General features: G+C 43.3%; 16 protein-coding genes and 1 tRNA gene. 11 read left to right on the forward strand and 6 right to left on the reverse strand.

What is annotated here, in order from left to right; translation table 11 throughout:
* Window positions 1-124: 124 nt before the first annotated feature.
* The 4 genes from rpsF (at window position 125) to efp (ending at window position 2,245) form a co-directional block, all read left to right on the forward strand.
* A complete protein-coding gene (rpsF, locus tag VMX18_04240; protein ID HUT22570.1) occupies window positions 125-631 on the forward strand; it encodes a 30S ribosomal protein S6 in 507 nt (168 codons plus the stop codon).
* A gap of 100 nt (window positions 632-731) precedes the next feature.
* A complete protein-coding gene (locus tag VMX18_04245) occupies window positions 732-1,184 on the forward strand; it encodes a single-stranded DNA-binding protein (protein HUT22571.1) in 453 nt (150 codons plus the stop codon).
* Between the two features lie 172 nt (window positions 1,185-1,356).
* Window positions 1,357-1,584: a 30S ribosomal protein S18 gene (rpsR, locus tag VMX18_04250; protein HUT22572.1), complete on the forward strand. Its 228-nt coding sequence runs from the start codon at window positions 1,357-1,359 to the stop codon at window positions 1,582-1,584.
* A gap of 94 nt (window positions 1,585-1,678) precedes the next feature.
* Window positions 1,679-2,245, forward strand: coding sequence for an elongation factor P (gene efp, locus VMX18_04255; protein HUT22573.1), 567 nt, complete (start codon window positions 1,679-1,681; stop codon window positions 2,243-2,245).
* A gap of 189 nt (window positions 2,246-2,434) precedes the next feature.
* Here efp and VMX18_04260 read toward each other — a convergent pair whose 3' ends face one another.
* From VMX18_04260 to VMX18_04275, 4 genes are all read right to left on the reverse strand, one after another.
* Entirely contained in the window at window positions 2,435-3,169 is a 735-nt protein-coding gene (locus VMX18_04260; protein HUT22574.1) for an SH3 domain-containing protein, read from the reverse strand.
* 44 nt (window positions 3,170-3,213) lie between these two features.
* The gene (locus VMX18_04265; protein ID HUT22575.1) at window positions 3,214-3,567 is read right to left on the reverse strand and encodes a hypothetical protein; all 354 of its coding nucleotides are present in this window, start codon (window positions 3,565-3,567) and stop codon (window positions 3,214-3,216) included.
* Between the two features lie 13 nt (window positions 3,568-3,580).
* Window positions 3,581-4,003 (reverse strand): peptide-methionine (R)-S-oxide reductase MsrB, encoded by a 423-nt coding sequence (gene msrB / locus VMX18_04270; protein ID HUT22576.1) that lies wholly within the window; start codon window positions 4,001-4,003, stop codon window positions 3,581-3,583.
* 110 nt (window positions 4,004-4,113) lie between these two features.
* A tRNA-Glu gene (locus VMX18_04275) sits at window positions 4,114-4,188 on the reverse strand.
* A 232-nt stretch (window positions 4,189-4,420) separates the two neighbouring features.
* Here VMX18_04275 and rpmF point away from each other — a divergent pair.
* From rpmF to VMX18_04300, 5 genes are all read left to right on the forward strand, one after another.
* Entirely contained in the window at window positions 4,421-4,663 is a 243-nt protein-coding gene (gene rpmF, locus VMX18_04280) for a 50S ribosomal protein L32 (protein HUT22577.1), read from the forward strand.
* 80 nt (window positions 4,664-4,743) lie between these two features.
* A complete protein-coding gene (locus VMX18_04285) occupies window positions 4,744-6,753 on the forward strand; it encodes a sodium-translocating pyrophosphatase (GenBank protein ID HUT22578.1) in 2,010 nt (669 codons plus the stop codon).
* A gap of 167 nt (window positions 6,754-6,920) precedes the next feature.
* A complete protein-coding gene (locus VMX18_04290) occupies window positions 6,921-7,742 on the forward strand; it encodes a hypothetical protein (protein ID HUT22579.1) in 822 nt (273 codons plus the stop codon).
* A gap of 4 nt (window positions 7,743-7,746) precedes the next feature.
* Complete coding sequence (locus VMX18_04295; protein ID HUT22580.1) at window positions 7,747-8,424, forward strand: DUF1361 domain-containing protein; 678 nt, start codon at window positions 7,747-7,749, stop codon at window positions 8,422-8,424.
* 158 nt (window positions 8,425-8,582) lie between these two features.
* Window positions 8,583-9,722, forward strand: a complete 1,140-nt coding sequence (locus VMX18_04300) for a radical SAM protein (GenBank protein ID HUT22581.1) — start codon at window positions 8,583-8,585, stop codon at window positions 9,720-9,722.
* Window positions 9,723-9,875: 153 nt separating this feature from the next.
* Here VMX18_04300 and rny read toward each other — a convergent pair whose 3' ends face one another.
* Window positions 9,876-11,393 carry a ribonuclease Y gene (gene rny / locus VMX18_04305; GenBank protein ID HUT22582.1) on the reverse strand — a complete coding sequence of 506 codons (1,518 nt, stop codon included), beginning with the start codon at window positions 11,391-11,393 and terminating at the stop codon, window positions 9,876-9,878.
* Window positions 11,394-11,725: 332 nt separating this feature from the next.
* The gene (locus VMX18_04310; protein ID HUT22583.1) at window positions 11,726-12,871 is read right to left on the reverse strand and encodes a S1 RNA-binding domain-containing protein; all 1,146 of its coding nucleotides are present in this window, start codon (window positions 12,869-12,871) and stop codon (window positions 11,726-11,728) included.
* 213 nt (window positions 12,872-13,084) lie between these two features.
* Here VMX18_04310 and VMX18_04315 point away from each other — a divergent pair, with 213 nt between their 5' ends.
* Both VMX18_04315 and VMX18_04320 read left to right on the forward strand, forming a co-directional pair.
* Entirely contained in the window at window positions 13,085-13,741 is a 657-nt protein-coding gene (locus VMX18_04315; GenBank protein ID HUT22584.1) for an MBL fold metallo-hydrolase, read from the forward strand.
* Window position 13,742: 1 nt separating this feature from the next.
* Window positions 13,743-14,327, forward strand: coding sequence for a hypothetical protein (locus VMX18_04320; protein HUT22585.1), 585 nt, complete (start codon window positions 13,743-13,745; stop codon window positions 14,325-14,327).
* The last annotated feature ends 7 nt before the right edge of the window (window positions 14,328-14,334 follow it).

The raw sequence follows: 14,334 nt of genomic DNA on the forward strand, positions 1-14,334 counted from the left end.
TCTTGCTAAAAAATAGTCTTTATGTTAAGCTAAGCAAAGTAAAATATTAATCGAAACCGATTTTGTCATTTTTGAACCATCAATAAACCTCTCGGTTTATTGCAAAACCGGACCAGATTTCATTATGATTGAACAGCACTATGAGTTGCTTTACATTATTCCCGTAAAATTCGTCGGCGAAGAACAGGACAAAATAATGGAAAAAGCGACCGCAATCGTCAAAGACAACGGAGGAGAAATCACCAAGAACGTAATTTTCAGCAAGCAAAGATTGGCGTACCCTATCGCGCAAGTCCATCAAGGCACTTACGTGATCATCGAATTCGACGCGAAAACATCGGACGTGCAAAAAATGCATGAAGTTTTAGCGTTGACGCCGGAAGTTTTAAGGCACATGATCGTGACTAAAAAGAAGATGACGGCCGAAGAGATCATGGCGCAAAACAGCAAAAAAGAGCGCATCGCTCAATCGGAGAAAAAGGAAAAGGAGCAAGACATTCAAAAGAAAGTCGAAGAAGTTCATGCGGAAGTCAAAGAAAGTCCGAAAGAATCCAAAAAAGACAAATTAAGTTTGGAGGATTTGGATAAAAAATTGGATGAGATATTAAAAGACGATATTTCCGGAGTTTAAATAAAATAATGCGATGCGAATGACGCGAATTACATGCGAATTATGCTAATTAAGCAAATATTCGCATCATTCGCATTATTCGTATATTAGCATCGATAATATGAATTTAAACAAAGCCATGATCATCGGCAATTTGACCAGAGATCCGGAAGTTCGAAGCACGCCGCAAGGATTGAACGTCGCTTCGTTTTCCGTGGCCACCAATTTGATTTGGAATGACTCGAACGGTCAGCGTCAGGAAAAAGTTGAATATCATAATGTGGTCGCCTGGAGAAAATTGGCGGATATTTGCGCGCAATATTTAAAGAAAGGCGGCAAAGTGTATATCGAGGGCAGATTGCAAACCAGAGATTGGGAAGGACAAGACGGAGTGCGAAGATATCGGACGGAAATAATCGCTGAAAACATGATCATGCTTGACCGCCAAGGAGCTTCCGCGGGAGGCGCGGCGCGCGGCGCCGAAGAAAATATCGCTCCGGACAATTCACCGGCTCCGGCCGCATCGAGCGATGAATCAAACGATGAGATAAAAATTGAAAATATTCCTTTTTAATCGTTACAAATTTACGAATTTCGTACACCTGCCTGCCGGCAGGCAGGAATATTACAAATGGTTACGAATTATTTTCAGCACGGATTTGTTATGAACGTTTTCTAATTTGTACCATTATTATGATATTGTACTATCCTGTATGCGAATCTCGTACATCTCGTAACCAATAATTATGATCAGAAAAAATACCGTTAAAAAAGACAAGGCTTGCTATTTTTGCGTGAATACCATGCAAGAGGTCGACTATAAGGAAGGCCAAATGCTGCAAAAATTCATTTCTTCTTATGGCAAGATCGCGCCGCAAAGGCGCAGCGGACTTTGCGCCAAACATCAACGCAAAGTGGCGCAGGCGGTCAAGCGAGCCAGAATCATGGCCTTGCTGCCGTTTGTGGTTAAATAAGCGACGCGAATATAGCAACGAACATGAGAATGACGCGAAGGAAAGCGCCAGTGTTCGCATCATTCGTGTTGTTTCGCGTCATTAGCATCGAATTATGTCATCAATAGATTCATTGCACGGCATTAAAGTCGGCACGACAATCGATTACGAAGGCGAACCCTACGTGGTTGTTTCCGCCAATTTTATGCGTTGCCAACAGCGAAAACCGGTGATGCAGACGAAAATGAAAAATTTGATCAACGGCAAGGTGATTGAATACAGTTTCAAGCCCGGCGATAAAATCGAGTCGGCGAATCTGGATCGCGTCACCGCCAATTATTTGTATACCGAGGGCAATGAATGCTATTTCATGGACAATGAATCTTTTGAACAATTTTCTTTGGAGGCTTCGGCGCTCGGCAATATGACCAGCTTTTTGATTGAAGGCCGAGACGTTGATTTGTTGAAATTCAACGGCAAGCCGGTGTCCGTGGAATTGCCGAAAAAAGTGGAATTGAAAGTGACTGAAGCGGCTCCCGGCATTAAAGGAGACAGTTCTCAAGGCGCGACCAAACAAATCACTTTGGAAACCGGCGCGCAAATGCAAGCTCCGTTGTTCATTAAAGAAGGAGACATTATCAGAGTGAACACGGAAACCGGAGAATACGTGGAACGCGTTTAAGTCATGGAGCATGAAACATGAATCATGGATCAAATGAAATAGCCGTGTCAGGCAGGCCAAACAATATCTAAATTAATTTTTTTAAGTAAATAAAAAATCGCCACTGCTTTTATGAGATCCCTGCCTGCCTGCCGGCAGGCAGGCTTCCGCGAGGATGACAATGAGGTGGTGATTTTTTGTTTGTTCAATTTATTCCGCCTTGGTCAAATAGCTCAGATCGCTGTCAGTAATGCCGAGTCCCAATTCTCTCATTATATTGTAAGCATCAGCCGGTCTGCCCAAATAATATTTTTTTCTGTCTTTGGGGTAGATGTAATAAGCTTCGCCGTTTTTTTCAACATCCAAAAGTATTCTGCCAACCACGTGATCGGGGAAGTATGAGGTGTTTTCGATAAAGTCATGCGTGGCGCCCAGCCCGAGCTCGCGCATTATTTTGAACGCGTCTTCCGCCCGGCCAAGGTAGTAGCCTTTGTTATTAACCGGATAGTAATAATAAGCTTCGCCGCGGCTTTGCACCTGCAAGAAAATATAACCGCGATACTTGGCCAGATTAGGAACGCCGTAGCCGGATTGGGTTTTGGTTTGAGTCTGAGTCTGAGTCTGAGTCTGTGTGAGAGCCGCCGTGGTTTTTGACATCAGTCTTGCTCCCACCCAGCCGACTGTTCCGTCAGCCAATTGAACTTTGTACCAGCCGTCCGTTTCGCCGATGATTTTTATCACCGAGCCGGCCGTGGCCGTGGTTAAAATGGTCGTGCCTTCCATGCAAGCGTTGTTTCTGACAAACGCGGAAGTGTCCACCCGCCCGTTTTCATTTCTTTCGTAAATCGGGTCTTGGTAGCAGCCTTCGCCGGCTAAAACGTTTGCCGGGGCGATTAAAGTAATTGCGCAGACAATTGCCAGGCATAAGAATAGTTTCTTTACCATAGATTTATAGTTATTTTTTATGTTCATCTATGTTGACGAGAATTCTATGTTTTGATTACATTGTTTTTATCTTTTTTAAATAGATATCTAATGCCAAATGGAACTAAAATAACTCCAGCGGCTAATGAGAAAGTCTGTAAATATTCAATACTAAAATAAAAAATTGGGTTGTCATATTTGCAATAGCTGACTTCTGGAGGAAATTGTAATTTTTGTTCCGCAGTTCGTTCAGGGTAACTGATACAGTTTTCTAGTTTTTTATAATAATCTAATGATCTTATCCAACTTGTTAAAACGAAAATAATAATAGGAATTAGAATTAATAAAAGGCCGATTTTAATATTGCGCCTTGAACTTTCGCTTTTTGTTAGTTGAGGAGCATTTTGATTGATTTTCATGTTTTTATTTTTTTTACGTAAATTTCAAGGCAACTGAATTAATACAATATCTTTTGCCGGTCGGTGGCGGGCCATCGTCAAACACATGGCCAAGGTGCGCTTCGCATCTGGCGCATTTGACTTCGGTTCTTTTATAATCCAGGCTGTTGTCTTTTTCATAAGCGACGTTATGCTCGTCAATCGGTTCGAAAAAGCTTGGCCAGCCCGTGCCCGATTCGAACTTGGTGTCGATTAAAAATAAATCCGCGCCGCAGCAAACGCATTTATACAGGCCGGCTTTATGCTTTTCGGTCGAGCAGGAAAACGGCGCTTCTGTTTCTTTTTGTCTGGTGATGGCAAATTGCTCGGGTGTCAAGATTTTTTTCCATTCATTATCGGATTTTTCCACTTTCTCGACCTCGATCAGTTTGTTTTGTTTGTAGTCGAATATTTGCATATTATAAGTATATAAAAATTTTGGGGAATGGACAAATTTTTACTAAATAAAAAAAGTCCCCAAGGGACTCCAATTTTTTTATATTTTATTTTTGATATTTAATATTAGGCTGGTACCGCCACGGGGAATCGAACCCCGGTTACCAGGATGAAAACCTGGTGTCCTAACCACTAGACGATGGCGGCGTGTATGATAAATTTTCAGTGTTCGGTTCAAAAATCACAAAATGACGTTGTTATTATAGCAATATCAAAACATCTAGTCAATATGCCCAAAGTCGGCAAATTACTTGAAAAATTTCAATAAATCAGTTAGAATGAGTAAGAACTAATTATCATGAAACATGAATCATGGATCATGAATCATTGATCAAGGCGAATTGATACATGATATGTGATACATGACACGTGAAAAAATATGGGAGTACCAAAACATCGAAGAACGCATTCGAAAGCCAGAATGGGCAGAGCTCATAAGAAGATGAGCAGCTTGCAAGGAGCCAAATGCTCCAATTGCGAGCAGCCTGTTTTGCCTCATCAAATCTGCGAGGCCTGCGGTTATTACAAAGGCAAGCAAGCCATCAGAACCAAGGCGGAATTGGCTTCAAAGCGCGTGGCTAAGAAAAAGGCGAGGGAAGATAAAATGAAGACGAAAAAATAATTAACTATTCAACGTTTTGCGATTGATAAATCGACGCGTTTTTCGCTTCGAACAAAATCGCGGATAAAAATTTTGAAAATATGGATATCACCATTATTTTGGCGTTAATTGCCTCGCTCGTGGCAATCATTTACGGACTCATCCTGATCGGGTCAATATTAAAGAAGAGTCCTGGTTCGGATAAAATGCAGGAGATCGCCAAGGCCATCCAGGAAGGCGCGTCCGCTTATTTGAACAGACAATACCGCACCATCACCATTATCGCGGCCATAGTAGCGGTAGTGCTGTGGCTCGCCCTGGGCTGGAAGACCGCGCTGGGATTTTTAATCGGCGCGATTTTATCCGGATTGGCCGGCTACATCGGTATGAATATTTCCGTTAGAGCCAATGTCAGGACGGCTGAGGCGGCCAAACAAGGGTTGGCCAAAGCGCTTAATGTGGCTGTCCAAGGCGGAGCTGTGACCGGACTATTGGTCGTGGGCCTCGGACTTTTGGGCGTGGCCGGATTCTACGCGCTGACCGGCGACGTTAAGGCCTTGATCGGCTTGGGCTTCGGCGGCAGTTTGATTTCCGTTTTCGCCAGACTGGGCGGCGGCATTTACACCAAGGCCGCTGACGTGGGCGCGGATTTGGTGGGCAAAGTCGAAGCCGGCATTCCCGAAGACGATCCGAGAAATCCGGCTGTCATCGCGGACAATGTCGGCGACAATGTCGGCGATTGCGCTGGCATGGCCGCTGATTTGTTTGAAACATACGCGGTGACCTCAGTGGCGGCGATGCTGCTCGGCGCGCTGACTTTCCGAGGTTTTGATAATGGCGTGCTTTACCCGCTGGCTCTGGGAGCGGCCGCGATCATCGCTTCGATCATCGGCACTTTTTTCATCAAACTGGGTTCAAAGAAAAATATCATGGGCGCTCTCTATAAAGGACTTTTTGTCTCCGGACTTTTGGCGGGCATTATGTTTTATCCGATAACTTCTTGGCTGATGGGAGACAATACCGAATTTTCAATCATTAATTTATTTTTATGTTCGCTGATCGGTTTGGCGGTCACGGGCGCGCTGGTGGTTATTACCGATTATTACACTTCTCAAAAATACTCTCCGGTCAAATCAATCGCCAAGGCTTCAAAGACCGGACATGGCACCAATATTATCGCCGGCTTGGCCGTATCCATGAAATCGACTGTCTGGCCGATTCTGGTTATTGCCGCGGCCGTGCTCGGCGCTTATCAATTGGCCGGCATCTATGGCGTGGCGATCGCGGCCATGGCCATGCTTTCCATGACCGGCATTGTGGTGGCCATTGACGCTTACGGACCGATTACCGATAATGCGGGCGGCATCGCGGAAATGGCGGAATTGCCCGAAGACGTGAGAAAAACAACTGACGCCTTGGACTCGGTGGGCAATACCACGAAAGCGGTGACCAAAGGTTATGCCATCGGTTCGGCCGGTTTGGCCGCGCTGGTTTTATTCGCGGATTTCACTCACGCTCTTTCCGAAGGCACCGGTACGAATTTTCAATTTTTATTGAGCGACCCGAAAGTTTTGGTCGGCTTATTTATCGGCGGCTTATTGCCGTATTATTTCGGCGCCTTGGCCATGAGCGCGGTGGGCAAGACCGCGGGCAAGGTGGTTGAAGAAGTCAGAAGACAATTCAGGGAAATAAAAGGCATCATGAGCGGAGAAGCCAAACCCGATTATTCAACCTGCGTTGATATCGTGACTAAATCGGCGTTAAAGCAAATGATTTTACCGGCGTTGATTCCATTGCTCGTGCCGATTTTGGTCGGCTTTATCTTGGGACCGCACGCTTTGGGCGGACTGCTTGTCGGCAGCATTATCACCGGACTTTTCGTGGCCATTTCCATGACCACCGGCGGCGGCGCTTGGGACAATGCCAAAAAATACATTGAGTCAGGACATTTCGGCGGCAAAGGTTCTCTGGCGCACCAAGCGGCGGTGACCGGCGATACAGTGGGCGATCCTTACAAGGACACAGCGGGCCCGGCCATTAATCCGATGATTAAAGTTTTGAATATTGTGGCGTTGCTGATTGTGGGGTTGATTATCAAGCTTTGGGCGTAAGGGTTACGAATTACGAATTTTGTACGAATGTTACAAATGGTTACTAATAAGGTAGATATGAAAAAAGCGTTCCGAAAGGGGCGCTTTTTGAGTTGTGATTTATCGCCAAGCGGTTGACTGGGAGGGGTTTTGTTTGTAGGATGAATTATAACAGCCAAAGGGATAATATGAAAAATAATTCAATTAAAATCGGAATTATCGCGGGGAAAAAAGCGACTGACGCGGCTCTTTGCAAAGCAATACAAAATAATTTTTCCGATACAAATTTTTTTAAATATAAAATACCCGTTAAGGATTGGATACCATGGATAATGAAGCGTATTTCCGATAGGGGAATTATGGTTTTGATTGGGAATGTCGCTCTTGCAATGTATTTACGACTGCAAAGGAAATACGAAAATTTCATCGGCAAATCATTATGGCTTAATTATCGCGGTTCGGTCCCTTCATGGAAGGGAATTGAAGTTAAGCGGCGCTTTTCGGAAGACGAGTTAATTAAAAATTTGGCTGAAACGGATTTGGTGATTCTTTTGGATGCGTTTAGATTGTCGCATCATTTTTATCGAAAATTTAAAGGACCGATTTTTCAAATCGTCTGGGGTTCGCCTCCGGAATATTTGGGGGATTCGGGCGGGTTTTGGGCCTTTGCGATCGGGGACAAGGATAGAGTTGGCGTAAGCATTGTTCGGCGCTCTTCTCAATTCGACAATTTTTTCGTTTTGGCGGACAAAAAAATTGAATGTGATGAATTTGAAAATCTCAGAACAATAAAAATAAAGCAGGTGGTTGAAATGGAACGATTGTTGCCTGAAAAAATAAAATCATTTATAGGAGAACGGGAAGAGACGCTAGTGAAAGAAAGAAGAACGGAGTATTGTCGTATCTTTCGAGCGCCAACGTTCCGGGAATATCGCAGATTTCTTAAAATGAAAAGGATAAATTCTTTCCCAAAAAATTCGTATTCTGAAAAGCAATGCGTAATCAAATAAAAATATGGATATTTCAAAAAGAAAAGTTTTAATTTTTTCTCTTGCGGGATTGCTTTCGTCTCTTTTTTTGCATGAGCGAAATTTATATTCGGACGCGGCCTTTCCCATCTCCGTTCGCGTCACCTTATTGCGTTTTTTTATTATCGCCTTCCCTTTATTGCTGGGCTTTCTGATTGCCAAACAAAAAAAACTTAATTTGCCCAAAATTATTTTTTTGATTTTATGGACAATATTCATCCCTTATACGATTTATTCAATATCGGAAATAAGGCATGTGGCGGAATTATGCAGATTGCCTGAAAATATTTTTTATACCGAGATGTGCCTTGAGCGAGCATGGTCGTTAATCCCCACTTTTATATATGCTTTTGGCGGAGTGATGATTTTCGTTTTTTCCGTTGTTCAAGTCGCTTCATCTCTTTACTCAAAATCAATCAAAAAACAGCTATGCATTCTTGCCCTGTGCGCTTACGCTTCATTCGCCAGCGTTTTCGGATTATATACCAGATTTAATGTTTGGGATGGAATACTCCATCCGGTCACGGCGGTGAAATTAGCCGTAGACTCTTTTTCTCTCCCCTGGTTTATATCAAATTTTCTTATTTTCACTTTGTTTTTCATGGGTATTGTTTTCGTGGTCAATAAAATTTTAAGACACGCGAAGGAATATATTGCTGAATAAAAATTTTATATAAAAAAACCGTCACCGCTGCCTGCCGGCAGAATTTCTCGGGAATGACAGACAGGTGATGGCTTTTTGCTTGAGGTGAGGTTGACTGGGAGGGGTTTTGTTCGTAGAATGAATTGAGGTGGCTATAGAAGTTAGTTAGGTGCAATAATATGAGAATAGAACCAAATGTTTCCACAATTTACGAAAATAAATTCCCTCAAAATTTTGTTAATGATGTTAACGGCTGGGCTTTTTCCCAAAATGAAATGAAAGATAATTTTGGAAAGCTTTTAACATTAGATATTGATTTTGGAAGTTTTTGTAATCTTAATTGCCCACATTGTTTTAGAAAAAACAATAATGTTGATTTTGGCAAAAACAAGATAATTGATTACGACAACATAGTGAATATTGTCAAAGAGGGCAAAAAATTAGGGTTGAAATCTGTTAAATTTCTCGGGGCCGGTGAACCTTTTCAAGAAAAAAGATTTTTGGAATTTTTGAGAGAACTAAAAAAATTGGATATTATCCCGCTTATTTTTACAAAAGGGCATGTTATTGGCGACGATAATGAGGTTAAAAAATGGTATTCTCAATATGGCATTTCCACCGGTGAAGAATTAGTTGAAGAATTGAAGAAAGTAAACGCCAGCATTTTATTGGGTTTTAATTCCTTTGATACAGAAATTCAAGATAAAATGATAGGTAATATCAAGGGTTATACTTTGAAAAGAAATCGCGCTTTAGAACTTTTAGCTAAGGCGGGTTTTAATAAACACAACCCAACAAAACTTTGTCTGGCCGCGAACCCGATCACCAATGATAATTACGAGGAAATTTTTGAAATATACAAATGGGGCAGAATTAGAAATATGTATGTTATTGTTTGTCCGACAATGATAAGCGGCAGGTGTGCCAAAGAATTTGAGTGGCATAAAATTACCCCCTCCCCAGAAGAATTGATTGAATTGTACGTAAAAATTTATAAATTCAATCTTGAAAAAGGTATAATTACAATGAAGCAGCTTGAGGATGAGGGCATTGCTCCTTATGCCGGCGGTCATCCATGCAATCAGGTCGCTTGCGGCATGTATGTGACATTAACAGGCAAGGTTTTGAGATGCCCGGGCGATGATAGAACTTTATTGGGTGATATTTGGAGCGAATCGTTGAGAGATATTTGGTTCAAGTCGGAAAATTATGAGAGAGCAGGAACATTTAATTGCGTTTGTCCGCCAAAGTTTGGGAAGTCCATCCCGTGTGATTTATTTACAAAAGTGATGACGCGATTAAAAAAGGACAATGATTAACGTCCTCATCGCACTCAAAAAAAACCGCCACTGCTTTGAGATTCCCGCCTGCCTGCCGGCAGGCTTTCGCGGGAATGACAGACAGGTGTGGCGGTTTTTTATTGAAGCTAATTGTTTCATGATCCATGATTCATGTTCCATGCTCCATGACGTTTATCGCGCGTACTCAATCACTCTGTTTTCTCTAATCACAGTGACTTTGATTTCACCCGGATATTTAAGCTCGTCTTCAATGTTCTTCGCTATTTGCTGAGCGATTTTGTGAGCGTCAATGTCATTGATCACTTCCGGCTGGACGAAAACTCGAATTTCTCGGCCGGCCTGAATGGCATAAGCTTTTTCCACGCCTTCCAATTTGGTGGCAATGTTTTCCAGCTCTTCCAATCTCTGCAAATAATTTTCATAAGTGTCTTTTCTGGCTCCGGGTCTGGCGCCGCTGATGGCGTCGGCCGCTTTGACGATAATCGCTTCCAAGGTGGTAGGTTTATCTTCGTGATGAGTCAGAATCGGAATGATTATTTCCTCGGGCAGATTGAATTTTTTGGCAATGTCTCTGCCGATCTCGGGGTGAGTGCCTTGGATTTCATGATCCACGGCTTTGCCGATGTCATGCAAGAAGCCCGCTTTTTTGGCCACGGTCACGTCAGCGCCCAGCTGTTCCGCCAAAAGCGAGGACAGGTGAGCCACTTCCATGGAGTGCTGCAGGACGTTTTGTCCGTAACTCGTTCTGTATTTCAATCGGCCGATTATCTGGACCAGTTTCGGGTCGAGGCCGGCAATGCCAACTTGATAGCAAGCTTCTTCGCCCGCTTTTTTTATTTCCAGCGCCAATTCTCTTTTGGCTTCTGCAATGCCTTCTTCGATTTTCGCCGGATGAATGCGTCCATCAATGATCAGTTTTTCCAGAGCTCGCTTCGCCACCTCGCGTCTGATCGGACTGAAAGACGAAACGGTGATCACTTCGGGCGTGTCATCAACCACGATTTCCACGCCGGTCAATTGCTCGAAGGTTCTGATGTTTCTGCCTTCTCGGCCGATGATTCTGCCTTTCATTTCGTCAGAAGGCAGAGAGACCGTTGACGTGGTGATTTCCACGGCTTGACTGGCGGCGCAACGCTGAATCACATTGGCCAGCATCTTTTTTGCTTGGCGATCCAATTCCAGCGAGGCTTCCTCGTCCAGTTTTTTAATGCGGCTGGACAGAGCGTCGCTGACTTCTCTTTCCACATTGGCGAGCAGAACTTTTTGCGCCTGCTCTTTGTTCATGTTGGCGATCTTTTCGAGTTTTTCGATTTGATCGGCCTGGATTTTTTTAATTTTTTCTTTGGCCGCGTCGATTTCTTTGGCCTTGTCCTGCAATTTGGTGGTTTGGGCTTCCAGGTCCAAAAGTTTTTTGTCGAACAAATTTTCCCTGGTTTCCAATCTGTTTTGCAGTTCTTTCAATTCTTTTCTGCGGTTGTTTTCTTCTTTTTTGGCTTCGTCGATGATTTGAATGGCCTTTTCCCTGGCCGTGTACAAGATTTCTTGTTGCTTGGTCTTGGCCTCTTTGAGCATGTTTTCGGCCTTTGCTTCCGCGCCCCTGGCTTGATTGGCGGCAATGGCCTTTCTAATAAAATAACCGCTCAAAAAGCCAAGGCAGATAGCGGTTACACCGATAATAATATAAAGCATATTTTTCCGACCGGCGGAAAAATCAAGAGTTTGGATTGTAAAAATTCCCTTCGATCTCTAGACTGAGAACAGGTTGTTTGAGAGTCGCTTTTTTAGCTTTGCGAATATCATTTGAGTTGGTAATTTAAGCTAATTTTAGGGAATAATTTGTTGCGCCAATACTTTCGATTTTTCGACGATTCTATCATTTGGCTTATTAATTCTGTTTGAAGCTTATCATAATAGCCAATTTTTGTAAAGAGTGAGAATTCCCGAATTTTTTCATTGCGAAAGACAAAAAAAGAACCCCGCGTTTTCTAATGCGGGATCCTTTATCTATTATCAATATTGGTCTATTCTTTTTTATCTTCTTCTTCCGGCTTTTTTTCTTCAGGCTCCTTTTTTTCAGGCCTGTCGTTTCTCAAGCTCAATCCCAGTCGATGATCTTTGGGTTCGAGCGAGATTATTTTGAATTTCAGCTTGTCGCCCGGTTTGGCGATTTCGGAAGGATCGGAAATTTGCTTGTCAGTCAATTCGGAAATGTGCGCCAAGCCGTGAATGTCTTCGGCGAGTTCCACGAAAAGTCCGAAAGGATTGGTCTTTAAGACCGTGCCTTCCACGACATCGCCGACTTTGAATTTGTCTTCGATACCGTCCCAAGGATCTTCTTGCAATTTCTTTATGGACAAGAAGATTTTCGAGCGGTCGATATTGATGATTTCGGCTTTGATCGGTTGACCCACCTTAAACAATTCCTTGGGATCATCGATTCTCTGCCAAGCTAATTCGGAAATATGCACCAAACCCTCGAGGTTTTCGCCGAATTCCACAAAGGCTCCGAAATCGGTGACCGCCGTGATTTTTCCTTCCACCACGTCGCCGACTTTGTATTTGGCCAAAGTGTCTTTTTGGGTTTCTTCCCAAGCCGCTTTTTCCGAAACGATCAGTTTCTCTTGCTTCTCGTCAACGGTTAAAACTTTAACTTCGAATTTTGAACCCACGTAAGTTTTCAGTTTTTCCAGAATTTTCGTTTTATCTCCGCCTTGAATTCTCGGATAATGTTCCGGCGCCAATTGCGAAACGGGCAAAAACCCGGAAACGTGATTCAATGTGGCGAGCAAACCGCCTTTATTGGCGTCCGTGATTTTCACGGGCACTATCTTGCCTTCGCGCATGAATTCTTTCAATGTTTCCCAAGCTTTTTGAAAACCGGCATGGCGCAGTGAAAGCTCCATCTGGCCATGTTCGTTTTCGAGTTCCATGACCGTGGCCTCGATCTCAGTGCCCGGCTGAAGCTCGCTTAAGGTTTCGAATCCGCCGTATAATTCTCGGCCTCGAATAACGCCCGTGGTCAGGCCGGCTACGTCCACCAGGACTTCCTTGTGAGACGAATTTATAACCACTCCTTTAATCAAATCCCCGACGCTGGGAATCTGGGTGAACGCTTTGTTGTCTTGCAGCAAATTGTCGAATTCGCTGGCTTCTGTTGCGATAGACATGTAAATGTCTCCTTTCAAATATAAGATGGTAATAGTTTAGCAGATTTTTAGGGGGTGTCAAGAAGGGCTGTTTTGAGGCAAAGGAGGTAGCTTGTAGCTTGTTAGCTTATTAGGTGAAATTAAAGCATAAAGCCACCTACAAGCTCACTCCAAATATTTACTTTCTTGAAAAAATATGATAAATTAAACCCAGTTAATTCACTCAAAGATTTTATGAATATTTCATCTTTCGGGCATTCCTGCTTCAAATTGACCTGCAAATTCGAGGGTAAGGAATTGGTGATTATCACCGACCCGTACGATAAAAGTATCGGACTTCGGGTGCCGAAAATGTCGGCGGATATCGTCACGGTCAGCCACGATCATAAAGATCATTCAAACAGCGCGGCTGTTTCCGGAAATCTCGAAAATATCCCGTTTGTCATCACTCAGCCGGGAGAATATGAAATAAAAAAGGTATTCATCACCGGTTTTAATTCTTGGCATGACAATGAAGAGGGCGCAAAGCGCGGATCAAACATTATTTATAGATATGACGTCGAAGGCATGACCGTGGCGCATCTGGGAGATCTGGGATGCCAGCTGACCGAAGAGCAATTGGATCAATTGGGAGATGTTGATGTATTGTTTATTCCCGTGGGCGGCACTTATACGCTGGACGCGGCGGGCGCGGCCAAAGTGGTGCGCGAAATAGACCCGAGAATCGTTATTCCCATGCATTATCGCGAAGAAAACTTGAATTATGATTTGGACAGCGTCAACGCTTTTCGAAAAGAAATGGGCGGCGCGGCCGAGACTGAGAAAAAGATAAAATTATCCAAAAAGGCTTTGCCGGTAGAAGAGATCAAAATTATAATTTTGGAAAAATAATATGAACAGGGGGGAGCGTAAAATTCCAGTAAACATTCACGTGAATGCGGAAGAGAAAAGACAGCCGGCCGATGGAGCGGATTATTTTGAAGAGGCCGAGCAAGAAAAAACAGACTCGATAATCGACGAGTCTTCGGATCGCGTTGAGCGGGAAACGCCGGAGGAGCCAGTGTCCGAGGAAGACTTGGATAATAATATCATGCAAGGATTGATAGAACATCAGGAAGAAACCCCGTCCAAAAAAATCAGTCGAAAAAACAAGCGTGAATTGTTTTTGTGGTTCTTCGTGGCCATATTCAGCTTGGCTTTTTTGGCGGTTTGGCTGATCAATACGCGTATCAGTTTCAACGATATCGCCGTGAAATTGAGCGAGAGCGACAATCAAAAAAGCATCGATAGCATTTCCGATAAATTCAAGGAAGATTTCGATCAGATAAAAACCAACGTGTCGGATTATCAAATTTTTACGGATTATATAAAGAAGGAACAGAGTCAACAGCAGGCGATCGATGAATTGAAAAACAAACTGGAGAGCGAGTCGGACATAAAAAGTTTGCCGCAACCGCTCGAGCCGAATAATCAATAATAAAAAA

This window comes from Candidatus Bipolaricaulota bacterium (assembly GCA_035528115.1).
GTDB lineage: Bacteria > Patescibacteriota > Patescibacteriia > UBA11705 > DATKZF01 > DATKZF01.